The following is a 23561-nucleotide window of genomic DNA, read 5'->3' on the forward strand; positions in this document are numbered from 1 at the left end:
GCAGGCAGCACCCGCCCGTTTGGGTCAGGGCAGCAGCAGGATCGCGCCAGTCACCGAGCGGCTTTCGGCGGCCCGGTGCGCGTCGGCCGCATCGGCCAGCGCAAAGCGCGCGCCGATCGACGCGCGCACCGCGCCCGAGGCCATGGCGTCGAACACGTCCTTCGCGTTCGCGCGGAAGGTGGCGGGGTCGGCGTTGTGCGGGAACACCGACGGGCGCGTGAGGAACAGGCAGCCCTTCTTGTTGAGCAGCTCGGGCTCGATGGCCGGCGCCGGGCCCGAGGCCGCGCCGTACAGCACCACCATGCCGAAGGGCGCGGTGCAGTCCAGCGAGCCCATGAAGGTGTGCTGCGCGACCGAGTCGTACACCACGCGCGCCTTGCGCCCGCCGGTGGCGTCGATCACCTGTTGCACCCAGTCGGGCTGCGAATAGTCGACGGCCACGTCGCAGCCGGCCGCGCGCGCCGCTTCGCACTTGGCGGCGGAACCGGCGGTGCCGATCACCGTGGCGCCCAGCGCCTTGGCCCAGCCGCTCAGGATCTGCCCCACGCCGCCCGCGGCCGCATGCACCACGACGATGTCGCCGGGCTGCACCGCGTGCGTCTTCTTCACGAGGTACTGCGCCGTCATGGCCTTGAAGAACACGGCGGCCGCGTCCTCGTCGGAGATGGCGTCGGGAATGCGCACCAGCTTCGCGGCCGGCACGTTGCGGCGTTCCGCATAGGCGCCGACGCCGGCGTTCATGTAGACCACGCGGTCGCCCGCCTTCAGGTCGGTGACGCCTTCGCCCAGCACCTCGACCACGCCGGTGGCCTCGTGGCCCAGGCCGGTGGGCGAGGGCAGCGGGTACTTGCCGCTGCGCTGGTACACGTCGATGTAGTTGAAGCCGACGGCGGTCTGGCGCAACTGCACCTCGAGCGCGGCGGGCGCGGGAAGGTCGACGGTTTCGAGGCGCATGGCCTCGGGGCCGCCGAATTCGGTCACGCGGATGGCTCGGGTGGTTCCGGTCTGTGGGGTCTGCTGTGTCGGGGTCACGGGGCTTGCTCCTTTTTGCTTCTCATGGGCCATGGCGGCCGATGCGATTCTGGGCGAAGCCGGAGTCCCGGGCAGGCGCGGGTCTTTCGGGCGTCCAGGCCTTCAGGAGAAGCGCAGGAGGCGAGGCGTCGGGGCGTTCGGCCTTCAGGCCTTCAGGCCTTCCAGGCCCCGTCGTGCGCCGCGCTGGCCTCGTCGATCAGCGCGGGCCCGATGCACTCGATGCGGTGCGGCGACGCGCGGAACACGTCGCGGCACGACAGCTCGGCGTCGCGCTGGTCCTGCCGTTCGCCGCGGAACACGCGCAGGCGCTCGGCGTCGATGCCGAACACCACGCGGCCGATGTTCGACCAGAAGATGGCGCCCGCGCACATCACGCAGGGTTCGCCCGAGGCATAGAGCGTGGCGCCCGCCAGCTCTTCGCGCGAGATGTTGCGCCCGGCCAGCGCGCGCAGCGCGTTCACCTCGGCGTGCGCGGTGCAGTCGCCGGTCTCGGTGTTGCTGTTGCCGGCCTCGGCCAGCACCTCGCCGGAGGCCGAGACGATGACCGAGCCGAAGGGGCGGTTGCCGCGGCGGCGCGCCGCGTGCGACCACACGATGGCCTTGCGCAGGTAGCGGCCGTCGCGCTCGTCGAGTTCGTTTTCCGCGGGGTAGGTTTGGGTGTTGTTGTTGAAGTTCATGCCTGGGGTTGGGTCCTGTGTCACGCCTTGGGAAGATTGCGTTCGCTGCGCAATGGGAGCATCGAAGTGTTGAAGATGGCGTCGGACGCGGGCTTGATCTTGAGGCCGAACACATCGGCCACTTCGTCGACCTGTTGCTCGAGCGTGAGCTTTTGGATGTCGCCCAGCCCGTGGCCGCGCGTGTCGGCCGCGCCCACGTACTGCGCCGTGATGCCCCAGCGCTCCAGCTCGATCTTCTCGTCGAGGATGGGCTCGCGCTGGCGCATGGCCGCGATGCTCGGCGCCGGGTTGGCGAAGGTCTCGACGATGGCGCGGTTGCTCGCGCGCAGGAAGGCGGCCACCACCTTCGGATTCTGCGCGATGAGGTTGCTGCTCGCGAGGATGGCGTTGCCGTACAGGTTGACGCCCGCGTCGGCGTACTTGAGCACCGAAAGCTCTTCGGGCTTCATGCGCGCGAACAGCGAGACGGCCGAGTCGTGGAAGTAGGTGGCGGCATCGACGTCGCCGCGCACCATCACGTTGTCGCGCGCGCTGAAGTCGGTGGTCTGCCACTGGAAGGCGTCGCCGCGCATGCCCTGCTTGCGCGCCACCATCGGCCAGGCGCGGCGGGTCGATTCGACGGCCGCCGCGGCCACCTTCTTGCCCTGCAGGCTCCTGAAGTCGCCGGTCACGCCGCGGTCCTTGCGCCCGATGATCACGAACGGTGCACGGTTGTAGTACTGGTACACGGCCTGCACCATCGGCGTGCCCGGGTTCTGCGCGTTGAACTCCACCAGCGAGCTGATGTCGCCCAAGCCCAGCTGGTACACGCCGCTGGCAATGCGCGTGATGGAGGCGACCGAGCCGGCGCCCGTGTCGATGCTCACGTCGAGGCCTTCGTCCCTGTAGTAGCCCTTGGTCATCGCGAGGAAGAAGGGCGCGGTCTGGCCGTTGATGCGGAAGTCGAGCGTGAACTTGAGCGGCGTGAGCTTGCCGGTGCCCTGCGCGAAGACGGCGGGTGCGGCAATGGGGGCGAGGGCGGCGGTGCTTGCCGCAAGAAAGAATCGACGTTGCATGGGGGGAGCCTCGGAATCTTCTGGTCTTGAATCCCTCCGCACAAAGCGGAAGGCGCTTCAAGAGCAATTTCCGGGCGAGCGCACTTTCGTGGTGCGTGCGCTGCTGAACGCTTCTACTCTCGGGAGTGTTGATGCACGACGCATGCCAAGGCCTTGGCTCGGGCTGTGTCGAAAAATTCCACACGCACAAGCAGAATCAATGGTGCCCACGGCCGCTGTATGAATCAAGCACTTGCCGTCCACAAACTCCGTGAGCATCCTGATTCGCACAACTTCAGCGCATCTTGTTGGATTTTGCCGATCTCCGACCCTGGATTCAGCAGACGTCGAATTGGGCTGGGAGTGCACGCACCACGGGCCCTGCGGTGAAATAAACCCGGCCTTGCCCGCACGGCAGAGGTGGGTTCGGGTCGACAGCAAACGCTGCGCCACGCAGGACCGGGGTTCGCAGCCCGCCCCCACTTGCGTTCACCTGCACGCAGGGGATTCACCCATCACCGGACGGATATGGCTTTCCCCGCCGGCGTTGCATCGAAGCTCAGCGTGGCGGGCCAGCGCGGCCATGCGACGCCCAAGCTCGTATCGTTCGGATCACCCTTGAGCGCGAAGGCGCCGATGCTGCGCATCATGCTGTCCGACAGGGCAAGCCGGCCCTGCTCGTTGGCCTTGCTGAACATGATGTTGGCGTACAGCGAGGGGCCGAAGTTGCCGAAGGCGAAGGGCAGATCGAAGGCATGCGCTGCGCCGTAGATGCTGTCGAACGGCGCGGGCTCTTCATCCCAGTCGAAGCTGTAGGCCCACAGGTTGCTCTGCTGTGACGCGAGGGCGCCCGCAACGCTGTCGCGGCTGGCGCCGAAAAAGAGCTGGGTCAATCGGGAAGCCACGGCGTCGAAGCCGGTGCCCGGGGTCGCCACTGGCAGGTAGGCCGATGGGATCCACTGTGCAAGCGTGCTCTGCGGTGCGGCGTCGGGCTGGTAGTTGAATGCGGTGGAGAACACCTGCGAATCGCCCAGCAGCCGCGCGCTGCCCGTGCCGCCGGCAAGCGGAAACAGCGTGGGGAAAAGTTTGCCCTCGTCTCGCGCATTGCCGATCAGCACCGGCACCTTCGCGTACTTGCCGGCCTTGATCGCCGCGATGGGGCTCGTCGGCACCACGTTGCCGTCGGGAATCGGCCCCGACCCTGAAGCACCCAGCGGTGCAAGCCGCGTGAGTACCGTGTGCAGCACGAAGTCGGCGCTCTTGCCGCGCATGTATGCGGCAATCTGGTCGCTGCTCTGCGTCGCAAGGTAGGCCTGCGCAGACGGTATGTCGGTGGCAAGCCCGTCGTCGATCACCATGTAGACGATCAGCAGCCCCCATTGGCCCGCATAGTCCGACGCGCGCGCGAGCGTCGCGACACTGCCGGCCGGCAATTCGCTCGCCAGCGAGATGCCACCGCTGATGGGCAGCGCGCGGTGTATCAGCGCAGGCTTCGCATTGGCCACCAACGGCGACGTCATGGCCGCGTAGACATTCACGGCACCTGCCGACTGGCCCATCAGCGTGACGTTGCCGGGGTCGCCGCCAAAACTGTCGATGTTGGCCTGGACGAACTGCAGCCCCTTCACGATGTCCAGGATGGCGAAATTTCCCGAGTCGTTGAGCGGGTCGCCGTTCTTGAGGGAGCTCGCATTCATGAAGCCGAACATGCCGAGCCGGTAGTTCACCGAGACCACCACGGCGTTGGCCGTGCGCGCAAGGTTCGCGCCGTCGTAGACGGGGTCGGCCGTGTAGCCGGTGATGTTGCTCCCCCCGTGCACCCACACGATCACCGGCAGCTTTGCGGTGTCGTTGGCCGGCCGCCAGACGTTCAGGTACAGGCAGTCTTCCGAGCCGACCGTCTGGCCGAGCGTTGTGCCGATGGTGGCGTCGTACGTGTTGTTCAGGCCCGGCCCGTACAGTCGGCCGGTCGATGCACAGGCGTTGCCGAACTGCTGCGTGTCCCTGGGCGAGTTCCACGCCTGCGGGTCGACCGGCGGTTTCCATCGCAGCTCGCCCACAGGCGCCTTGGCAAAGGGAACACCCTTCCAGGCGAAGGTGCCGCTGGTGGCTGAGTTGTCTGTGCCGACGACCCAACCGAAAGCGGTTTGGCGCTGCATGGAAGGTGCCGATGTCAGTGGCGGCGGCGGTGCGGCCGGCTGCGCGGGTGGGGGCGCCTGCGTGCCGAGACCGCTCAGGTCGATGGCGCCGCTGCCACTGCCGCCACCACCGCAACCGGCCAGCATCAGCGCCGTCAAGAGCATCGCGGGCAGGCTGCGATGGAGCGACTTGCCAACCGCAGTTCGTGTTCTCTTCATGTTGTCTCCTGGATTTTTTCGAGCCCCGGTCGGCGAGGGCCGAACGGGTGCCGCGTGCCTGCGCTGCGCGACCGCTCTAGTCTGGCGGGCTGCCATCCGCGTTCAATGGCAGCGGAGCACACCGCTGGGCAGGACGCGGTGTGCGCAGGATCTACCGGAAGAGCCCTTGAAGAGTTGGCGCAGAGGTGGCGCAAAGGTGGCGCGACCCCCTGGCTCAACCAGCGATCGCGCCGGGCACTCGGAAGCTCTTACTCGTCCCGCAAGGCAGGCAGCGCGCCGGCCGCGCTCAGGCTCCACAAACGCAGCGCCATGTGAATCTCCAGTGCCCGGCTGGCGCTTCCCCAATGGCCCAGCAGCTCTTCCACGCTCGCCAGGCGCTGGCGCACCGTGTTGACGTGGATGCCCATGCGAGATGCCGTCGCCTTGGCGTTCTGGTTGCTGTCGAAATAGGTCAGCAGCGTGGATGTGAGTTCGGAGCCCCTCTTGCTGTCGTGCGACGTGACGGGGCCGATGGTCGCGCCGAGAAACGAGGAGAGGCTGGACTGGTCGTGCGTTTCGAAAAGCACCGAGTACAGCGCCATCTCGTTCTGCGCGACGACGACCGCGCGCATGCCCAGCCGTGCCAGTACCGACAGCCCGCGCCGCAGGGCGGCGTACAGCGCCGGCAACTCCGCCGGCGCCAGTGCAGGTCTCGACGTCACGCCCCTGTAGGCCTGCCCGAGTTCGCGCCGGGCGAACGCGCCGAACTGCCCGAGCACGTCGTGCGCCCTCGAGGCGTTGCACACCAGCACCAGCACGCCGTCCACCTCGTCGAGCACCTGGTCGCCCAGCACAGGGTCCGAACGCAGGCGCCGCGACCAGAACCCCGCCGTGGACTGGTCCGTCTCGACCACAAGCAGGGACATGGGCTGCGACAGGTCGAGCCCGAAGCGCTCGGCCCGGTCCTGCGCCAGCGCAGGCTCGCCCTGCCGCGGAGAGATGAGCGTGCGCAGCAGCGCGGACACGTCGCGGCTTTTCTCCGCTTCCACGCGTTCCTGCGACAGCAGCATGACCCCGATGACGCTGGAACTTCGCTCGAAAGTGCGCAGCGAAATCCCGCGCAGGTCTTCGTGCCGGAAGAGCAGCACGGCGCCCAGCATGTCGTTGCCACCGATCACGGCGATGGCCCGGCAGAGCTCGTCGCCGTGCGTGAAAGCCGCGACCGACCGGCCGGCCTGCCGGCTCTCGCGCAGCGCGCGCGTCAGGTCCGCGCTGTGAGCGCCGTTCGGCGAATAGGCTTGCGCCGCCGTGCCGTCATAGCCAGGCTGCTTGGCGCTGGCAATCACGTGGCCGGCCTCGTCGAGCACCAGGACGCTGCCGTTGAGCAACTGCGCAACCGACTCGCACAACACGCCCAAGGAGGCACCCCTTGCAAGCAACGACGTGAGCTGCTCGTGCGCCTCGGCCGCGCCTTGCACGTCGCGCGCATGGCGCTCCAGCTCGGCGCGTGCCAGGTCGGCGTTGGCCAGGGCCGCCTTCGCTTCGGCGAACGCCTTGGCGTTGTTGATGGCCACGGCGGCATGCGTGGCCAGCGTGCACAGGATCGACACGTTGAGCGCGGTGTGCGTGCGGTGATACCGGTCCGCCACGAACAGCAGGCCGATGACGTTGTCCTCGCAGATCAGCGGCGCGCCCACCAGCGCGGCCACGCCCTCGTCGCGGAAGGTGTCGTCCAGCGCGGGGTCGTGCACGAAGCGCTTGTCGTGCAGGTAGTCGGGCGTGAAAAAGGGCAACCGTGTCGACATCACGACGCCGGCCACGCCGAGGTTGCGCCCCGCGGTCATCCTGCCCGTGCGTTGCGAGATGGCACCGTCGGCCACCACCACCTGGAACTCGCCGGTGTGCGCATCGACCACCGTCAGCCAGCACAGGTGCGAGCCCATCAGGTTGCGTGCACGGTTCGCGATGGCCTTGAGCAGCCCTTGCAGGTCGAGGCGGCTCGACAGGTCCTGTGCCGACTCGATGACCGCGAGCATGCCGCGTTCGCGCTGCTCGTGCAGTTCGAGCCGGTTGCGCAGCGCCATGGCCATGCGCACGAGCTCGACCAGGCCGGGCTTGCCGCGCAGTGCGTCGGGCAAGGCCTCGACGTTGGAAAGGCGCGCCGCGAATTCCTCGGCGGAGGCGCTGCGGTGCAGCAGGCCGATCAGGTCGGCGGCAATGTCCTCGGGGGCGAGGCCCGAGGCCGGCGCCTGTGAACGCTTTCTTTCGAGGGGCAGTGATGACATAGGGCTGCGAAGGCTAGCAGAACGAGGCGGCCCGGGCATGGGCGCAAGCCCTGAGCCGCGGGGCGCGTTTTCCCGGAGGGTGGCGCGCACATCGCGACGGCGGCGCGTGTGTGCGCGGCTCACATAGCCAGCGGCGCATGCCTTCCGGACACTCGATGCATTCAGTCGTCGACCGGCAACCCCACTCACGTTCTACAGGCATTCATGAGCATCATCGATTCACTCCGGCCCGCGCCCGGCCTGCGCGTGCTGGTCACCGCGGGCGCTTCGGGCATCGGCGCGGCCGTTGCGCGCGCGTTCTGCGAGGCGGGTGCCCGCGTGCATGTGTGCGACATCGATCGGGCCGCACTCGACCGGCTGGGCGCCGAGCTTCCCGAGGTCACCGCGAGCATGGCGGACGCATCGGTCCCCGAAGACGTCGACCTCGTCTTCGACGACGTGCAGGGCGCCCTGGGCGGCCTGGACGTGCTGGTCAACAACGTCGGCATTGCCGGGCCCACCGGCGCCATTCAGGACCTGCGGCGCGGCGACTGGGAGCGCACCGTGTCGGTGAACCTGAACAGCCAGTTCTACTTCGCGCAGCGCGCGGTGCCGCTGCTCAAGCAGTCCGTGAACAACCCCTCACTGATCGCGATGAGCTCGGTCGCGGGCCGGCTCGGCTACCCGTTGCGCACACCGTATGCCGCGACCAAGTGGGCCATCGTCGGCCTCATGAAGTCGCTGGCCATCGAGCTCGGTCCGCACGGCGTGCGCGTCAACGCGATCCTGCCCGGCACCGTGGAGGGCGAGCGCATGAACGGCGTGATCGGCGCGCGCGCGGCCACTGAAGGTGTGTCGGTGGAGGCCATGCGCGCGCAGTACCTGCAGAAGATCTCGCTGCGCCGCATGGTCACGCTGGACGACGTGGCGGCCATGGCGCTGTTCCTGTGTTCACCCGCCGCGCGCAACCTCAGCGGGCAGGCCATCAGCGTCGACGGGAACATGGAATACCTCTGACGCCCAGCGAGCTTCCCCCGCGGTTCGCACCCCGCGCCTCTCGTACCTCCCCCCGCATTCCGCTTTTCAAAACAAGGAGACATTCATGCAAAAACGCAAAACTTCCGCCTTCGATTTCGCGCTGATCCCCACGGTCGGGCTGCTGCTCTCGGCGGCCGCATCGGCGGCGCCGGTGAAGATCGGCGTGCTCGAAACCCTGTCGGGACCACAGGCCTCGTCGGGCCAGGCCTACCGCAGCGCGGTGCGCTACGCCATCGACCAGATCAATGCGGCCGGCGGCTGGAACGGCGAGCCGGTGCAACTGCTGGAGTACGACAACCAGGGCGGTCCCACCGGCGCGGCAGACAAGCTCAAGGCCGCGGCGGCCGACGGCGTGCAGATGATCGTGCAAGGCGCCTCGTCGGCCATCGGCGGGCAGATCACCGAGGACGTGCGCAAGTACAACCTGCGCAACCCGGGCAAGGAAATCGTCTACATCAACGTGGGGGCGGAGGCGCTCGAGCTGACCGGCGACAAGTGCAACTTCCATCACTTCCGCTTCAGCGGCGATGCGCAGATTCGCACCAAGGCGCTGGTGAGCGCCATGAAGCAGGCCAACGCACTCGGCACCCGCGTGTATTCGATCAACCAGAACTATTCCTGGGGCCAGGACATGGAGCGCGCCATTTCCGACAACGCGTCGGCGGGCGGTTACCAGGTGGTCGAAAAAACGCTGCACGACGTCAACAAGGTGCAGGACTTCGCGCCTTATGTCGCCAAGATCGCCGCGGCCAAGGCCGACTCGGTGCTCACCGGCAACTGGTCGAACGACCTGCTGCTGCTGATGAAGGCGTCGAAGTCGGCGGGGCTGAAGGTGCGCTTCGGTACCGTGTTTCTCGACCAGCCGGGCAACCTCGCCAATGCCGGCGACCTGGCCATCGGTCACTTCGTGGTCCATACCTTCAATGCGGAGGCGGGCGGCGCGGACGGCGAGCGCTTCGTGAACGACTACAAGGCCAAGACCGGCCACGCGCCGGCGTTCATCGAACCGCAGACCGTGTTCGGCATGGCGATGGTCGCCGACGCGCTGAAGCGCACGCCGGCCGAAGGCGGCAAGCTCAATGTAAACGCCTTCGCCAAGGCGCTGGAGACCGCGAAGATCAAGTCGCCCATGGGCGAGATGAGCATGCGTGCCGCGGACCACCAGGTGCAGATGCCCATGGTGGTGTCGACCGTCAGCAAGGACGCGCGCTACAAGGCCGACGAGAGCGAGCTGGGCTTCAAGCCGGTCAAGCGCTTCTCGGCCGAGGAGGCTTCCGCGCCGGCCCAGGCCAGCTGCGTCATGAAGCGGCCGGGCTGACCGGGCGGCGACATGGACCAGTTCCTCGTTTCGCTCATGAACGGCGTCATCTACGGCCTGCTGCTGTTCATGGTGTCCGCCGGGCTCACGCTGATCTTCGGGATGATGGGCGTGCTGAACTTCGCGCACGCCTCGTTCTACATGCTGGGCGCGTACTTCGCCTACACGCTGCAGGACCTGATCGGCTTCTGGGCCGCGGTGGCGGTGTCGCCCGTCATGGTGGGGCTGGTCGGCGTCGCGGTGGAGCGCTTCTTCCTGCGGCGCGTTCACCAGTACGGGCATGCGCACGAACTGCTGCTGACGTTCGGGCTGTCGTTCATCGTGGCGGAATCGATCAAGCTGTTCTTCGGCAACTTCCCGGTCGACTACCGCATTCCCGCGGCGCTCGACGTGCCGGCCTTCAGCATCGGCGGTGCGCAGTACCCGGTCTACCGGTTGCTGATGGGCGGAATTGCCATCGCGATGTTCGTCGTGATCTACCTGCTGCTCACGCGCACCCGCGTGGGCATCGTGGTGCGCTCCGCCATCTACAAGCCGCGCATGGCCGAGGCGCTGGGGCACAACGTGCCGCTGGTGTTCATGGGCGTCTTCGGCGTGGGGGCCGCGCTGGCGGGGCTGGCCGGCGCCGTGGCCGGCGCGTTCTACACGACCAACCCCAACATGGCGCTGGAGCTGGGCGTGATGGTGTTCGTGGTGGTGGTCGTGGGTGGGCTTGGCTCGCTGGGCGGGGCCATGCTGGCGTCGCTGCTGATCGGCGTTGTCACGTCGCTGGCCGTGAGCGTCGACCGCAGCCTCGCGGACCTGTTCGCGCTCGTCGGCGCGGGCGACTGGGCGCGCGATGTCGGGGGCTTGCTGACGCTGAAGATCTCCAGCCTCTCGGCGACCATTCCTTTCGCATTGATGCTGCTGATCCTGCTGGTGCGCCCGGGCGGGCTCATGGGCGAGAAGGTCTGACGCGATGAAGACTGTTTTCATTCCCGTGGTCGTCGTTGTAGTCGCAGGCGTGGCGTTGCTGCTCGCGTTGCCCTTCCTGCTGTCGCAGGGCCTGCTCAACGCGGCCGTGCAGATGCTGATCGCGGCTCTTTTCGCCAGCGCCTACAACCTGCTGTGCGGCCAGGCCGGCATGCTGTCCTTCGGCCATGCGGCGTATTTCGGCGTGGGCGCGTTCGGCACCGTGCACGCCATGAATGCCGTGGGCGGCGCAGGTTTGCTGCCCACGCCCTTGCTTCCGTTGGTGGGTGCGGCCTTCGGCCTGCTCTTCGGTGGCATCGCGGGTTGGTTCGCGACCAAACGGACGGGCACCTACTTCGCGATGATCACGCTGGCCATTGCGGAGCTGGTGCATTCGCTTGCGCCGCACCTGAAGGGGCTGTTCGGCGGCGAGGCCGGGGTGTCCACGATGCGCATGCCGGCGTGGGGCCTCGACTTCGGCTCGACCACGCAGGTGTACTACCTCACGCTCGGCTGGGCATTGCTGTGTGTGGGGCTGCTGTACTTCTTCACGCACACCCCGCTCGGGCGCCTGGCGTACGGGCTGCGCGAGAACAGCCACCGCCTTCGCTTCCTCGGCTACAACGTGCATGGCCTGGGCATGGCGGTGTTCGCGATCTCGGCCATGTTCTCGGGCGTTGCCGGCGCGCTGCAGGTGCTTTCCAACGAGTCGGCCAACTATGTGGTGTTCGATCCGGGCCTGTCCGCGGCAGTGATCCTCAACAGCTACATCGGCGGGGTGAAGATGTTCCTGGGTCCGGCGCTCGGCGCGGCGCTCATGACCTTCTTCGGCTATGCCGTCTCCGACCTCACGCAATCGTGGCTGCTCTACCAGGGCATCCTGTTCGTGCTGGTGATGATGTTCATGCCTTCCGGACTCGCGGGGCTGCCCGGCACCCTGGGCCGGCTGCGCCAACGCTTCGGTCTTGCACGAGCGACGCCGCTGGTGCTGCTGTCGGTGGGGGCGGCGCTGCTGTTGAGCATGGGCGGTACCTTCATGATCGAGCTGCTGCAGCGCGTCTTCTCGCAAGACTACCGGTCGGCGGTGCGTCTTCATCCGGGCGATGCATGGCCGCCCGTGATGCTGCTGTCGCGCGAATGGTCGCCTGCCTCGGTGGCCACCTGGTCGGTGCCGCTCACGCTGTTTGCTGCCGGACTGCTTCTCGCATGGATCGCGCGCCGTCGCCGCGCCGCGCTGGAAGACGGCCAGGCCGAGAGCCCGCCGCCCGGCCACAGGGTCGCGCGCACGGAGGGTGCCGCATGAGCGAGCCGATCCTCAGCATTCGCGGCTTGCGCAAATCCTTCGGACCGACCGAAATCATGCGCGGGGTCGACCTCGACCTGCGCAGCGCCGAAAGGCACGCGTTGATCGGGCCGAATGGCGCAGGCAAGTCCACGCTTTTTCATCTGGTGTCGGGGCACCTGGCGCCCAGCGCCGGGGAGATCCGCTTCGACGGGCAGGACATCGGGGGGCGCTCGCCGCAGGCCATCAACCGGCTGGGCCTGGCGCGCTCGTTCCAGATCACCAACATCTTTCCCAAGCTCAGCGTGTTCGAGAACATCCGCCTCGCCGTGATGCGCCCGCGCGGCGTGCAGTACACGTTCTGGAAGGTCATGGCGCGCGACAAGGCGATCCAGCGAGAAACCGAGCGGCTGCTCGAACTGGTCCGCCTGACCGCGCGGGCGTCGACGCTCGCGGGCGAGATGGCCTATTCGGAGCAGCGCTCGCTGGAGATCGCCATGACGCTCGCATCCGACCCCAAGCTCATCCTGCTGGACGAACCGATGGCCGGCATGGCCAGCGAGGAAACCCACTACACCGCGCAGCTGATTCGCGAAGTGACCCAGGGGCGCACGCTGGTCATCGTGGAGCACGACATGGACGTGGTGTTCGCGCTCAGCGACCGCATCAGCGTGCTCGTGTACGGCCAGGTGATCGCCACCGGCACGCCCGACGAAATTCGCAACGACGCGCGCGTCAAGGAAGCCTACCTGGGCGAGGAGGTGAGCGCATGAACGCCGCTGCTGAAGACAGCCTGCTCGATATTGCCGAGCTGCACGCGCACTACGGCAAGAGCCACATCCTGCACGGCGTGAACCTGCGGGTGGCGCACAACGAGGTGGTGAGCCTGCTGGGGCGCAACGGCTCCGGCCGCTCCACCACCATGAAGGCGATCATGGGGCTGGTGGCGCCCTCGGCCGGCCGCATCCGGCTGCAAGGCCGCGAGTTGGCGGGTCAGAGGCCTTATGCCATCTGCCGCGCCGGCATTGCCTACGTGCCCGAGGAGCGCGAGGTGTTCGCCAACCTCACGGTCGACGAGAACCTGCGCATGGGCGAGCAAGCCGCGCCCGCGGGTGCGCACCGTTGGAGCGTGCAGGACATGTTCGACTATTTCCCTCGCCTGAAGGAACGCCGCAACACCCGCGCGGGCAGCATGTCCGGTGGCGAGCAGCAGATGCTGACCATGTGCCGCTCGCTGCTGGGCAACCCGCGCGTGATGCTGATCGACGAGCCCACGGAAGGCCTCGCGCCCAAGATCGTGGCGCAGGTCGGCGAGTGCATCCGCGACATGCACCGCAAGGGCGTGTCGGTGCTGCTGGTGGAGCAGAAGCTGGCCATTGCACTGAAGGTGTCCACGCGCGTGTGCGTGATGGGGCACGGGCGCATCGTGTTCGAAGGCACGCCGCAGGCGCTGGCGTCGAACGAGGAACTCGTCGCGCAGTGGCTGGCGGTGTAAGGCCGCGGCCTTTCGCTGCTGCGCCGCCGGGGCCACGGCGCCCCCGGCATTTCATCCAATCATCGAGAGGGCCGACATGGCAATCACACAAGACAAGGTCATCATTTCCTGCGCGGTCACGGGGTCGGTTCATACGCCGACCATGTCCGAGCACCTGGCGTTGACGCCCGAGCAGATCGCGGAGCAATCCATCGAGGCCGCGCAGGCCGGCGCCGCCATCCTGCATCTGCACGCGCGCGATCCGGTCGACGGGCGGCCCTCGGCCGACCCCAAGGTGTTCGACCAGTTCGTGCCGCGCATCCGGGATGCGACCGACGCCGTCATCAACATCACGACCGGCGGCAGCACGCGCATGACGCTGGAAGAACGCCTGGCCTATCCGCTGAAGGCGAAGCCGGAGATGTGCTCGCTGAACATGGGCTCGATGAATTTCTCCATCCACCCGGCGGCGCGGCGCATTTCGCAGTGGAAGCACGACTGGGAGCAGCCGTACGTGGAGGGCATGGAGGACCTGATTTTTCGCAACACTTTCCGCGACATCAAGCACATCCTGAAAGTGCTGGGCGACGACTGCGGCACGCGCTTCGAGTTCGAGTGCTACGACGTGGGCCACCTCTACAACCTGGCGCACTTCGTGGACGAGGGGCTGGTCAAGGGGCCGCTGTTCATCCAGAGCATCTACGGCATCCTCGGCGGCCTGGGGCCGGACCCCGAAAACCTGGTCACGATGCGCACCACCGCGGACCGGCTGTTCGGCCGCGGCGGCTACCGCTTTTCCATCCTCGGCGCGGGGCGCCACCAGATGCCGCTGCTGACCATGGGCGCGGTGATGGGCGGCAACGTGCGCGTCGGCCTGGAAGACAGCCTCTACCTGGGCAAGGGCCAGCTTGCCAAGTCGTGCGCCGAGCAGGTCCGCAAGATCCGCCGAATTCTCGAGGAGCTGTCGCTGGAGATCGCGACGCCCGACGAGGCGCGCGCCATGCTGGGTCTCAAGGGCCGCGATGCCGTGGCGTTCTGAGGACCGGGAGTCCTGCCCGCGCGTGTCTCCCCGTGCCTCCCCTGTAGCTCCCCTGTAGCTCCCCTGTAGCTCCCCTGTGCCTCTTTCTTTCAAATCCCGAGGAACTTCGATGAAGAAATTTTTGGACGGCCGCGTGGCCATCGTCACCGGCGCCGGCAGCGGCCTGGGCAAGGCCCACGCACTGGCGCTTGCGGGCCATGGCGCGCGCGTGGTGGTGAACGACGTGGCGGGCTCGCAGCCGGGTTCGCCCGGGCGTGCCGTGGCCGACGAGATCGTGCGTGCCGGCGGCTTCGCCATGGCCGACGGCGGCGACGTGACCGACTTCGCGCAGATGCAGGCGATGGTGGCGCGTGCCGTCGGCGAATGGGGCCGTGTCGACATCCTGGTCAACAACGCGGGCGTGCTGCGTGACCGCACCTTCGCCAAGATGTCGCTCGACGACTTCCGCCTGGTGATGGAGGTGCACCTGATGGGCTCGGTGAACTGCGTCAAGGCGGTGTGGGACCTCATGCGCGCGCAGAAGTACGGGCGCATCGTGATGACGACGTCGTCCTCGGGCCTGTACGGCAACTTCGGCCAGTCGAACTACAGCGCCGCCAAGATGGCGCTGGTCGGGCTGATGCAGACGCTGGCACTCGAAGGCGAGCGACAGGACATTCGCGTGAACTGCCTCGCGCCGACAGCCGCGACGGCCATGACCGAGGGGGTGCTGGCGCCTGATGCACTGGCCCGGCTGCAGCCCGCTTCGGTGAGTCCGGGGCTGGTTGCGCTCGTGGGCGAGGACGCGCCCACGCGCACCATCCTGCTGGCGGGGGCGGGCAGTTTCGAGAGCGCGAACATCACGATGACGCGCGGCGTCTTCATCGGTGGCGTGCAGGACGCGCAGGACACGCAGAGCGTCGCAAGCCAGGTTCGCGCGCGGATGGACGAGATCCTCGACCGCGAGGGCGAGTCGGTGCCCCGCACGGGCTTCGAGCAGTACCGGCTCGAACTGGCAAAGGCCGGCGTCGAGGTTGCGCTGCCGGGCTGATCGGGGTTTACGCGGCATGTGGGCCGCACATCGCATGCGCCGATCCGGTGTGCGGTCCGCACATTGGTTTCGGTGCGCCACGGCGGGAGACTTCGCCGGCGAACGAAAAAACACAGGAGACATATGAAAAGCAGACTCGGAAAACTGGCGCTGGTCGCCACAGCCTGTGTCGCCACCAGCGCGGCATTGCTCGCATGCGGTGGCGGCGGAGGAGGAGGGGGCGCGGGCTTCCCGCTGATCCTGCCGCCGGCGGCCAACCCGCCGGCCTCGGAACAGCCAGGCCAGCCAGGCCAGCCAGGCGAACCGGTCGTGCCCGCGGGTCCCTCCGCGCTGACCTGCGACCAGTTGCAGGGCATGGCCATTCCCGCCGCGTCCATCGAGCTGCCGACGACGGGCGCGACCGTCACGGCCGCCAAACCCATTGCCGCAAGCGGCACGGGTGTCGCTGCCGTTCCCGCCTACTGCGAGGTCTCCGGAAAGATCGCGCCGGTCGATCCCGCGGCGCCGAACATCCTGTTCCAGGTCGGTTTGCCCGAGAACTGGAACCAGAAGATCGTCATGTTCGGCGGCGGCGGTTTCGACGGCACCATTCCCAGCGTGAAGTCCAACGTGCCCAACGGACCCGTCGACAAGCCCACGCCGCTGGGCCGGGGCTACGCCACCTTTGCCAGCGACTCAGGCCACCAGGCGAACGCGATGGGGTCCCAGGACGGCCGGTTCGGGCTCAACGACGAGGCGGTGCGCAACTTTGGCGGGGACGTGCTGAAGAAGACACGCGATGTGGCCGTTGCGATCATCAAGGCGCGCTATGCCGCCGGTCCGGTGAAGTCGTACTTCGCGGGCGGCTCGACCGGTGGGCGCGAGGCCCTGGCCGCCATCCAGCGCTGGCCGGCCGACTGGGACGGCGCCATTGCGTGGTACCCCGCATGGAACGACGCGGCAGCGCTGCTGGGCGGCCACCGCATGAGCCGCGCGCTGGCGCAACCCGGCGCGTACCCCAACGCCGCGAAGCGCCTCGTGCTGTACGAGGCCGCCATGGAAACCTGCGACGCGCTCGACGGCGTCGTCGACGGCCTGATCAGCAACCAGACCCTGTGCAACGCGCGCTTCGATCCGTCGACCGCGACCCTGAGGGGCGTGGCGGTTCGCTGCCCTGGCGGTGCCGACACCGGCAACACGTGCCTGTCGGACGCGCAGATCGGCGCGATGAACACCATCAACACGCCGACCAACCTTCGCTTCCCGCTGGCCAGCGGCGAGACGCAGTACCCGGGCTACAACATCTGGGGTGCCGACACCGGCATCAGCAGCTGGACGTCGCCACTGGAGCCGACGGTGACGTTCCTGGCCTTCGGAGCGTCGCAGCCCACGCGGCCCATGCCCGCGAACGCGCCGTATGTCAGCGTGCTCACGGACCAATGGATCAAGTACTTCATCACGCGTGACCCGGCGTACGACTCCCTGTCTCTCGACCCGGAGAACCCGGGAGCGTGGGCCAGTCGCATCAGCGCGCTGAGCACGCAACTCGACACGGGTACCGACATCTCGGCCTTCAAGGCGCGGGGCGGCAAGCTGCTGCTCGCCCATGGCCTGGCCGACGTGTTGGTGAGCACGCGCGCCACCGAGCAGTACTACCTGCGCCTGCAGTCCAGCATGGGGCCGTCGCAGGTCGACTCCTTCGTGCGGTACTACGAGGTCGCCGGCCTGGGCCATGCCGTCAGCAGCGTCTTCAATGCAACCTGGGACTCGCTCACCGCGCTCGACCAGTGGTCGGTGAACGGTTCGGCGCCGGCTGGGCAAGTCACGACCGATACCGCCGGTGTTCCCGGGCGCACACGCCCGCTGTGCGACTACCCGAAGTGGCCGCAGTACAAGGGAACCGGTGACGTCAACGTGGCGAACTCGTTCCAGTGCGTCAACTAGGCGGGCGACGCAGCCAAGGCTCGGGTGGGGAGCTGACCCTCTCCACCCGACGGATCCCGGTCGCGTTTCCATCGATTCCTTGGCGTTCCACCTGGCTGGCGATCGAGGCCACCAAATCGCGCAAACAGCGGCGCAATCTGCGGCAGGTCCACACACGCAGGACCTCTCTCAATCGGATTTTTCTCATCGGACAAGAAAAATTGCCGTGGACCACGTCGTGCGAGTTTTCTTGCGCCAATTTTCTCGAAAGTAGCGTCGTAAGTCATTGATTTCATTGGGTTGGTTGTGCGCGTCCAATTTTTGCCGACACGGGCATTGCGTTGCGGGGCTTGGCGCGCGGCAAACACGGCGCCACAATCCGGGCGCGCAACTTGCATGGCAGGTTGCGCAGAGTAGAAGCGTTCAACCAGGCGGACCGAGTTCGTCGCGGCGGGAAATTGCTCTTTCAGTTCGTCCCCACGCGACCACAGAAGGAGTCCCACGCATGCTCGTCACCCAACAACCCGTCTTCCGCAAGTTCTGGCATGCCGTCATGCCGCTCACCGAACTGGCCAACGGCCCCAAGCCCTTCCGGCTGCTGGGCGAAGACATCGTCCTGTTCATCGACGCCACCGGCCAGCCCGCCGCGCTGCGCGACCGCTGCTGCCACCGCACCGCCAGGCTGTCGAAGGGCTGGTGCGTGGACGGCGAAGGCCAGGCCTGCGGCACCGGCGCCATCCAGTGCGGCTACCACGGCTGGACCTACGACCGCAGCGGCCAGGTGGTGCGCATCCCGCAGTACGAGCCCGATCGCAAGATCTCACCCGAGTACCGCACCACCGCCTACCACTGCACCGCGCGCTACGGCTACGCATGGGTGGCGCTGGAAGACCCGATTGCCGGGATTCCAGCGATTCCCGAGTTCGACGACCCGGGCTACCGCACCATCTTCCAGTTCTACGAAGAGTGGCAGACCAGCCCGATGCGCGCATTGGAAAACTCGTTCGACAACTCGCACTTCAGCTTCGTGCACCGCGCCACCTTCGGCGTGGCCGCGAGCCCGAAGCCGAGCAAGTACGAGCTGGTGCAAAACGAGTCGGGCTTCTACGCCGAGACGGTCATCGAGGCGACGAACCCGGCCAGGTTCCATGCGATCAGCGGCGTGACCGACCCCATCACCACGCGCCACATGCGCAACGCCTACTTCCTGCCGTTCTCGCGCCGGCTCGACATCGAGTACCCGAGCGGCGTGCGCCACATCATCATCAACTGCTTCACGCCCATCGACGACGGGCGCATGCAGCTGTGCCAATGGCTCTTTCGCAACGACACCGAGGCCGACTGCGCCGCGCAGATGCTGATCGACTTCGACGATGCGGTGACGCGCGAGGACAAGGACATCCTCGAGTCGACCGACCCCGACGCGCTGGTCGACACGCGCCGGCGCGGCGTGGAGTACTCGATGGAGTCGGACCGGCCCGGCATGCTCATTCGCAAGCACCTGATGCAGTTGCTGGCCAGGCACGGCGAGGCGGAGGTGTACCGCGGCATGAACGCGGTGATCCCCATTGCAAAGGCCGCCTGAGCGGCGGCCTTTGCGTCTGCTTTTGCTTCAGCCCTCCGACGGGCCAGCCGGTCAGGCCGGCGCGGTCGTGGGGTTCGGGCGCACGCTGCGCGGCGAACCCTTTGCGTAGCGGTCCATCGCCAGGCCGTCGGTGCGGATCTCGGGGCGCTGGCCCATCACCATGTCGGAGATGAGCTTGCCCGAGCCGCAGGCCATGGTCCAGCCCAGCGTGCCGTGGCCGGTGTTGAGGAACAGGTTGGCGTAGCGCGTGCCGCCCACGATGGGCGTGCTGTCGGGCGTCATCGGGCGCAGGCCGGTCCAGAAGGTGGCGCGCGGCACGTCGCCGCCGGGGAACAGGTCGGTCACGACCTTCTCGAGCGTGGCGCGGCGCGCCGGGTTCAGCCGCAGGTCGAAGCCGCCGAGCTCGGCCATGCCGCCCACGCGAATGCGGTTGTCGAAGCGCGTCACGGCCACCTTGTAGGTCTCGTCGAGCACGGTCGATTGCGGCGCGAGCGATTCGTCGAGCAGCGGCACGGTCAGCGAATAGCCCTTGACCGGGTACACCGGAATGTCCAGGCCCAGCGAGGCCACGGCCGCGCGCGAGTAGCTGCCGAAGGCCATCACGTAGCGGTCGGCCGTGAGCACCTTGCCCGTGGTGGTGCGCACACCGGTGATGCGGCTGCCGTCGGTCTCCAGCCCGGCGATGGTCTGGCCGAAGCGGAAGTCCACGCCCATGCCGCGTGCGATCTCGGCAAGGCCGCGCGTGAACAGGTGGCAGTCGCCGGTTTCGTCGTTGGGCAGGCGCAGGCCGCCGGTGAGGCGGTCGCGCGCGCCGGCCAGCGCGGGCTCGACGCTGGCGAGCGCATCGCGGTCGAGCAGTTCATAGGGCACGCCGCATTCCTCGAGCACCGCGATGTCGCGCTGCACCGCGTCGAGCTGGGCCTGCGTGCGGAACAGCTGCAGCGTGCCGCCGGTGCGCTGCTCGTACTGCAGGCCGGTGTCGGCGCGCAGCTGTTGCAGGCAGCCGCGGCTGTATTCGGCCACGCGCATCATGCGTTCCTTGTTCACTGCGTACGCCTCGGGCGAGCAGTTGCGCAGCATGGCGGCCATCCAGCGCAGCTGGAACAGCGTGCCGTCGGGGCGGATCGACAGCGGCGCGTGCTTCTTGAACATCCACTTGATCGCCTTCAGTGGAATGCCCGGCGCGGCCCACGGCGTGGAATAGCCGGGCGACACCTGGCCGGCGTTGCCGAAGCTCGTTTCCTCGGCCGGACCGTCCTGCCGGTCGAGCAGGGTGACCTCGGCACCGGAGCGCGCGAGGTAGTAGGCCGTGGTGGTGCCGATCACGCCGCCGCCGAGAACGATGACTTTCATGGTGTATTCGCAGATTCAGATGGAATACGTTGAATCTAAAGTGCACAATGCCGTGGATTCCATTGTTTTTAAGGGTTTGGCAGCGGAATTCGCTGCCGACAATCGTCCAAAGCCACGCGCGAAGTGAAATGCCTGAACTCGACCGAATCGACCGCAAGATCCTCGACCTGCTGCAGCGCCAGGGCCGCATCTCGATGACCGAACTGGCCGAGCACATCGGCCTGTCCGCGTCGCCTTGCGCCGAGCGCGTGAAGCGCATGGAGCGCGACGGCGTCATCACCGGCTACCACGCGCGCGTGTCGCCCGAGGCGCTGGGCAAGACGCTGCTGGTGTTCGTGGAAATCAAGCTCTCGGCCAAGTCGGGCGACGTGTTCGACAAGGTCAAGCAGGAGCTGCTGCACATGCCCGAAGTGCTCGAGTGCCACCTGGTGTCGGGCAGCTTCGACTACCTGGTGAAGGCGCGCCTGAGCGGCATGAGCGAGTACCGCCACCTGCTGGGCGACATCCTGAAGAAGCTGCCGGTGGCGGCCGAGTCGCACAGCTACGTGGTGATGGAGGAAATCAAGGAAACGCTGACGCTGGCGGTGGACCGATGAGCAGCCACAACGACATTCCCGACCTCGCCATCCGGCCCTGGCGCCTGGACGACTTCGACGCGGTGAAGGCCATCCTCGACGACACCTTCGCGCACACCTGGTTGCCGCAGCTCACGCCGGAAGCCGCCGGCGCCTACCGCGAGAGCGGCGAGCCGGTGGGCTACATCGACGAAATGGGCCCGGCCTTCTTCGTGGCCGAGATCGACGGGGACGTGGTCGCATGGTGCACTGGGCGCACGACTTCGTGCATGCCCTGCACGTGCCCGCGGCGCAGCAGCGCAAGGGCATCGCCCGCGCGCTCATGGCCTTCGCCGAAGACGGCATGCGCGCCGACGGCGTGGCGCTCGCGCGGCTGGAGACCGACACCTTCAACACGCAGAGCCAGGGCTTGTACCTGGCGCTCGGCTACCGCGAGGCCGGCCGCTATCCCGACCTCGAATGGCACAGCGGCTTCACGACCATCCTGTACGTGAAGACGCTGTCACCTTGACCGAACCGCAATTCCTTTCAAAGGCATCCGCATGACTCTCTCGATCCGCCGCGACGGCATCACCGGCACGCGCCACATCCTCAAGATCCGCAACCACGAGATCCCGGTCGACGCCTCGCCCGCCGGTGGCGGCAGCGACGGCGGCCCCGAGCCGCACGACCTGTACGACGCGTCGCTGGCGGCCTGCAAGGCGCTCACCGTGCTGATCTACGCACGCCGCAAGGGCATTCCGGTGGAAGACATCGAGGTGGTGGTCGATCGCGACGACAGCGAGGAACGCAAGGGCGTGTACCGCCTGAAGTCGGGCCTGCGCGTGAGCGGCGACCTGAGCGAGGCGCAGCGCGAAGAGCTGCTGCGCGTGGCGGCCAAGTGCCCGGTGCACAAGCTCATGACCGAGGTGAAGACCGAGATCGAGACCGGCTGGGCGGACTGAACGCCGCGCGCCTGTTGCATTGCTTCTGTTTCAGTTCAGCACGCGGTAGGCACGCACCGCGCGCAGCAGCGCCCACAGGCCCGCCTCCGCGGGCACCTTCTTTTCGTTGAACGACACGGCGATGTACACGTCGTCGGCCGGCACGTAGGCCACGATGCTCGTGAAGCCCTCGATGCCGCCGCTGTGCCCGAGCATCAGCCCCGGGCCGTCGGGCACGTCGTACAGCTGCACGCCCATGCCGTAGAACGAGTTGCTTCCGCTGTAGACGCCGAGCATGGGCGGCATGCCGGTGAACATGCGATGCACCGTGGCCTCGGACAGCACCTGGCCGGCGAGCAGCGCATGCCAGAAGCGCACGAGGTCGCCGGCCGTGGAGGCCAGCGCGCCGGCGGCATAGGGCGTGGCGTACTGGTCAGGCGCTTCGACCGGGCGGCCGGCCTCGTGGCCCGTGGCCACCGGCAGTTCGACGCCGGGCTGGCGCATGACGGAACGGGTCAACGACAGCGGCTCGAGCAGGCGCTTCGAGAGCACGTCGGCCAGCGGCGCACCTTCGATCTTCTCGATGATGACGCCGAGCATCGCGTAGCCCGTGTTGGTGTAGCTCCATTGCGTGCCGGGGCAGAACTGCGGCTTCTGCGCGGTGCCGAGCGCGATGATGTCGGCGGGCGTGCGGTACTTCGTGCCGAACGACGGCAGCGCATTGAAGCTCACCAGGCCGCTGGTGTGGCGCAGCAGCTGTTCGATGGTGATCAGCTTCGCGTTCGGTGCATCGGGGAACCACCGGTCGACGGTGTCTGCGAGGCGAAGCTTCTGCTCTTCGATGAGCTGAAGAACCACACCGGCCGTTAGTGTCTTTGCTGTGCTGGCCACCTGGAACTGCTGGTCGGGCGTCACCGGTTGCGGCGGTTCCTTGCGCGCCAGTCCGCGCGTGGCCGTCCACATGCCCTGGCCGGGAATCGCCACCGCCACGCTGGCGGCCGGCACGTGCGCCAGCATCTTGTCGAGCGCATCGCCGAGCGATGCCTGCAGCGCGGCCGGCAAGGTGCCGTCGATGGAGCGCTTGAAGTCCTTCTGCCACACGGCGCCGGGCGCCGAGCGCACTGCCGGGCCGGCGTAGACAGGCGAGGAAGGGCACATCGATTGCGCCATGGCCTGCGGCATCTGCAAGGTCGCACCCAACGCAACCAGCGTGGCCGACACCAGCGCCGAACGCCTGTTCATTTCGCGGCCTCCGCCTGCTTGCGCGGCGGCACTTCGTGGAACACCTCGCGATGCACGATGCCGTCGGTCTCGGTCTCGGTCTCGGTCTCGGTCTCGGTCTCGGTCTCGGTCTCGGTCTCGAGCTCGCACAACTGCTGGATCAGCATCTTCTCGCTGATCTTCGGCAGCAGCCGCTTCAGCTCGCCGAAGCGGCTCACGCCCATGTCATGAAGCGGATGGCGCGCAGCACCTCGGCTTCGTGCTCGCTGGACCTGACGTTTCCATCGGCACGAGCGTCAGGTGGTCGAAGCAGCGCGCATGGGCGCTGGGGACGCACCATGGCCGTCCCGTTGCTGCGGCACGTGTGGAGAGGTGGGAGAGGGTTTCGGTTCACGCGCGTATCCCGTCAACAGGAGCCAAGAGGTCGCCCCAGTGTCCGGCCCGCAGCTGAAGGCTCCCTGCGGCATTCATGAAGATTTCCTGAAGTCGGCGCGCGGCGCTTGTCAGATACTTCTGCCTCATCCCGG

21 protein-coding genes are annotated in these 23561 nt (G+C 67.5%); 13 read left to right on the plus strand and 8 right to left on the minus strand.

Going from position 1 to position 23561, the window contains the following annotated elements; genetic code table 11:
* Nucleotides 1-24 precede the first annotated feature (24 nt).
* From BM004_RS22625 to BM004_RS22645, 5 genes are all read right to left on the minus strand, one after another.
* Nucleotides 25-954, minus strand: coding sequence for a quinone oxidoreductase family protein (locus tag BM004_RS22625; RefSeq protein WP_256220020.1), 930 nt, complete (start codon nucleotides 952-954; stop codon nucleotides 25-27).
* A gap of 230 nt (nucleotides 955-1184) precedes the next feature.
* Nucleotides 1185-1709 (minus strand): nucleoside deaminase, encoded by a 525-nt coding sequence (locus tag BM004_RS22630; protein ID WP_093216949.1) that lies wholly within the window; start codon nucleotides 1707-1709, stop codon nucleotides 1185-1187.
* Nucleotides 1710-1729: 20 nt separating this feature from the next.
* Complete coding sequence (locus BM004_RS22635) at nucleotides 1730-2764, minus strand: ABC transporter substrate-binding protein (RefSeq protein WP_093130187.1); 1035 nt, start codon at nucleotides 2762-2764, stop codon at nucleotides 1730-1732.
* A gap of 494 nt (nucleotides 2765-3258) precedes the next feature.
* Nucleotides 3259-5196, minus strand: coding sequence for a carboxylesterase/lipase family protein (locus BM004_RS22640; protein ID WP_256219997.1), 1938 nt, complete (start codon nucleotides 5194-5196; stop codon nucleotides 3259-3261).
* 152 nt (nucleotides 5197-5348) lie between these two features.
* On the minus strand, nucleotides 5349-7364 hold the full coding sequence (locus tag BM004_RS22645; RefSeq protein WP_093216955.1) for a helix-turn-helix domain-containing protein: 2016 nt from the start codon (nucleotides 7362-7364) through the stop codon (nucleotides 5349-5351).
* A gap of 204 nt (nucleotides 7365-7568) precedes the next feature.
* Here BM004_RS22645 and BM004_RS22650 point away from each other — a divergent pair, with 204 nt between their 5' ends.
* From BM004_RS22650 to BM004_RS22695, 10 genes are all read left to right on the plus strand, one after another.
* Nucleotides 7569-8360, plus strand: a complete 792-nt coding sequence (locus tag BM004_RS22650; protein ID WP_093130184.1) for an SDR family oxidoreductase — start codon at nucleotides 7569-7571, stop codon at nucleotides 8358-8360.
* An 85-nt stretch (nucleotides 8361-8445) separates the two neighbouring features.
* Nucleotides 8446-9699, plus strand: coding sequence for a branched-chain amino acid ABC transporter substrate-binding protein (locus tag BM004_RS22655; RefSeq protein ID WP_093216958.1), 1254 nt, complete (start codon nucleotides 8446-8448; stop codon nucleotides 9697-9699).
* A gap of 12 nt (nucleotides 9700-9711) precedes the next feature.
* Nucleotides 9712-10653, plus strand: coding sequence for a branched-chain amino acid ABC transporter permease (locus BM004_RS22660; protein WP_093130182.1), 942 nt, complete (start codon nucleotides 9712-9714; stop codon nucleotides 10651-10653).
* Nucleotides 10654-10657: 4 nt separating this feature from the next.
* Complete coding sequence (locus tag BM004_RS22665) at nucleotides 10658-11953, plus strand: branched-chain amino acid ABC transporter permease (RefSeq protein WP_093216960.1); 1296 nt, start codon at nucleotides 10658-10660, stop codon at nucleotides 11951-11953.
* Complete coding sequence (locus tag BM004_RS22670) at nucleotides 11950-12705, plus strand: ABC transporter ATP-binding protein (protein ID WP_093216963.1); 756 nt, start codon at nucleotides 11950-11952, stop codon at nucleotides 12703-12705. Before BM004_RS22665 ends, BM004_RS22670 begins: the two co-directional genes overlap by 4 nt.
* The gene (locus tag BM004_RS22675; protein WP_093216965.1) at nucleotides 12702-13427 is read left to right on the plus strand and encodes an ABC transporter ATP-binding protein; all 726 of its coding nucleotides are present in this window, start codon (nucleotides 12702-12704) and stop codon (nucleotides 13425-13427) included. Before BM004_RS22670 ends, BM004_RS22675 begins: the two co-directional genes overlap by 4 nt.
* A gap of 76 nt (nucleotides 13428-13503) precedes the next feature.
* On the plus strand, nucleotides 13504-14445 hold the full coding sequence (locus BM004_RS22680) for a 3,5-dioxohexanoate:acetyl-CoA acetone transferase (protein WP_093216968.1): 942 nt from the start codon (nucleotides 13504-13506) through the stop codon (nucleotides 14443-14445).
* Between the two features lie 109 nt (nucleotides 14446-14554).
* Nucleotides 14555-15475, plus strand: a complete 921-nt coding sequence (locus BM004_RS22685) for an SDR family NAD(P)-dependent oxidoreductase (RefSeq protein WP_093216970.1) — start codon at nucleotides 14555-14557, stop codon at nucleotides 15473-15475.
* Between the two features lie 123 nt (nucleotides 15476-15598).
* Nucleotides 15599-17398, plus strand: a complete 1800-nt coding sequence (locus BM004_RS22690; RefSeq protein ID WP_256219998.1) for a tannase/feruloyl esterase family alpha/beta hydrolase — start codon at nucleotides 15599-15601, stop codon at nucleotides 17396-17398.
* A 484-nt stretch (nucleotides 17399-17882) separates the two neighbouring features.
* A complete protein-coding gene (locus BM004_RS22695; protein ID WP_093216975.1) occupies nucleotides 17883-18962 on the plus strand; it encodes an aromatic ring-hydroxylating dioxygenase subunit alpha in 1080 nt (359 codons plus the stop codon).
* 51 nt (nucleotides 18963-19013) lie between these two features.
* On the opposite strand, the gene BM004_RS22700 is transcribed toward BM004_RS22695, so the two are convergent.
* A complete protein-coding gene (locus tag BM004_RS22700) occupies nucleotides 19014-20315 on the minus strand; it encodes a D-amino acid dehydrogenase (RefSeq protein WP_093130175.1) in 1302 nt (433 codons plus the stop codon).
* A 128-nt stretch (nucleotides 20316-20443) separates the two neighbouring features.
* On the opposite strand from BM004_RS22700, the gene BM004_RS22705 reads away from it, so the two are divergent.
* From BM004_RS22705 to BM004_RS22715, 3 genes are all read left to right on the plus strand, one after another.
* Nucleotides 20444-20911: a winged helix-turn-helix transcriptional regulator gene (locus BM004_RS22705; RefSeq protein WP_093130174.1), complete on the plus strand. Its 468-nt coding sequence runs from the start codon at nucleotides 20444-20446 to the stop codon at nucleotides 20909-20911.
* A gap of 220 nt (nucleotides 20912-21131) precedes the next feature.
* Nucleotides 21132-21401 carry a GNAT family N-acetyltransferase gene (locus tag BM004_RS42030; RefSeq protein ID WP_256219999.1) on the plus strand — a complete coding sequence of 90 codons (270 nt, stop codon included), beginning with the start codon at nucleotides 21132-21134 and terminating at the stop codon, nucleotides 21399-21401.
* 31 nt (nucleotides 21402-21432) lie between these two features.
* Nucleotides 21433-21834 (plus strand): OsmC family protein, encoded by a 402-nt coding sequence (locus tag BM004_RS22715; protein ID WP_093130172.1) that lies wholly within the window; start codon nucleotides 21433-21435, stop codon nucleotides 21832-21834.
* Nucleotides 21835-21864: 30 nt separating this feature from the next.
* Here BM004_RS22715 and BM004_RS22720 read toward each other — a convergent pair whose 3' ends face one another.
* A complete protein-coding gene (locus tag BM004_RS22720; RefSeq protein WP_093216978.1) occupies nucleotides 21865-23055 on the minus strand; it encodes a serine hydrolase domain-containing protein in 1191 nt (396 codons plus the stop codon).
* Entirely contained in the window at nucleotides 23052-23252 is a 201-nt protein-coding gene (locus tag BM004_RS22725; protein WP_305728983.1) for a winged helix-turn-helix transcriptional regulator, read from the minus strand. The genes BM004_RS22720 and BM004_RS22725 overlap by 4 nt, the downstream gene beginning before the upstream one ends.
* Nucleotides 23253-23561 lie beyond the last annotated feature (309 nt).

The sequence above is a fragment of the Variovorax sp. OK212 genome (assembly GCF_900112425.1).
Taxonomy (GTDB): domain Bacteria; phylum Pseudomonadota; class Gammaproteobacteria; order Burkholderiales; family Burkholderiaceae_C; genus Variovorax.

What these genes read in the sequence shown, in the direction of transcription:
- BM004_RS22680 (WP_093216968.1), top strand. Translation starts at nt 13,504, where the DNA reads ATGGCAATCACACAAGACAAGGTCATCATTTCCTGCGCGGTCACGGGG.
- BM004_RS22645 (WP_093216955.1), bottom strand. Translation starts at nt 7,364, where the DNA reads ATGTCATCACTGCCCCTCGAAAGAAAGCGTTCACAGGCGCCGGCCTCG.
- BM004_RS22670 (WP_093216963.1), top strand. Translation starts at nt 11,950, where the DNA reads ATGAGCGAGCCGATCCTCAGCATTCGCGGCTTGCGCAAATCCTTCGGA.
- BM004_RS22635 (WP_093130187.1), bottom strand. Translation starts at nt 2,764, where the DNA reads ATGCAACGTCGATTCTTTCTTGCGGCAAGCACCGCCGCCCTCGCCCCC.
- BM004_RS42030 (WP_256219999.1), top strand. Translation starts at nt 21,132, where the DNA reads ATGGTGCACTGGGCGCACGACTTCGTGCATGCCCTGCACGTGCCCGCG.
- BM004_RS22650 (WP_093130184.1), top strand. Translation starts at nt 7,569, where the DNA reads ATGAGCATCATCGATTCACTCCGGCCCGCGCCCGGCCTGCGCGTGCTG.
- BM004_RS22720 (WP_093216978.1), bottom strand. Translation starts at nt 23,055, where the DNA reads ATGAACAGGCGTTCGGCGCTGGTGTCGGCCACGCTGGTTGCGTTGGGT.
- BM004_RS22655 (WP_093216958.1), top strand. Translation starts at nt 8,446, where the DNA reads ATGCAAAAACGCAAAACTTCCGCCTTCGATTTCGCGCTGATCCCCACG.
- BM004_RS22665 (WP_093216960.1), top strand. Translation starts at nt 10,658, where the DNA reads ATGAAGACTGTTTTCATTCCCGTGGTCGTCGTTGTAGTCGCAGGCGTG.
- BM004_RS22705 (WP_093130174.1), top strand. Translation starts at nt 20,444, where the DNA reads ATGCCTGAACTCGACCGAATCGACCGCAAGATCCTCGACCTGCTGCAG.
- BM004_RS22640 (WP_256219997.1), bottom strand. Translation starts at nt 5,196, where the DNA reads ATGGCAGCCCGCCAGACTAGAGCGGTCGCGCAGCGCAGGCACGCGGCA.
- BM004_RS22625 (WP_256220020.1), bottom strand. Translation starts at nt 954, where the DNA reads ATGCGCCTCGAAACCGTCGACCTTCCCGCGCCCGCCGCGCTCGAGGTG.
- BM004_RS22675 (WP_093216965.1), top strand. Translation starts at nt 12,702, where the DNA reads ATGAACGCCGCTGCTGAAGACAGCCTGCTCGATATTGCCGAGCTGCAC.
- BM004_RS22685 (WP_093216970.1), top strand. Translation starts at nt 14,555, where the DNA reads ATGAAGAAATTTTTGGACGGCCGCGTGGCCATCGTCACCGGCGCCGGC.
- BM004_RS22690 (WP_256219998.1), top strand. Translation starts at nt 15,599, where the DNA reads ATGAAAAGCAGACTCGGAAAACTGGCGCTGGTCGCCACAGCCTGTGTC.
- BM004_RS22695 (WP_093216975.1), top strand. Translation starts at nt 17,883, where the DNA reads ATGCTCGTCACCCAACAACCCGTCTTCCGCAAGTTCTGGCATGCCGTC.
- BM004_RS22700 (WP_093130175.1), bottom strand. Translation starts at nt 20,315, where the DNA reads ATGAAAGTCATCGTTCTCGGCGGCGGCGTGATCGGCACCACCACGGCC.
- BM004_RS22630 (WP_093216949.1), bottom strand. Translation starts at nt 1,709, where the DNA reads ATGAACTTCAACAACAACACCCAAACCTACCCCGCGGAAAACGAACTC.
- BM004_RS22715 (WP_093130172.1), top strand. Translation starts at nt 21,433, where the DNA reads ATGACTCTCTCGATCCGCCGCGACGGCATCACCGGCACGCGCCACATC.
- BM004_RS22660 (WP_093130182.1), top strand. Translation starts at nt 9,712, where the DNA reads ATGGACCAGTTCCTCGTTTCGCTCATGAACGGCGTCATCTACGGCCTG.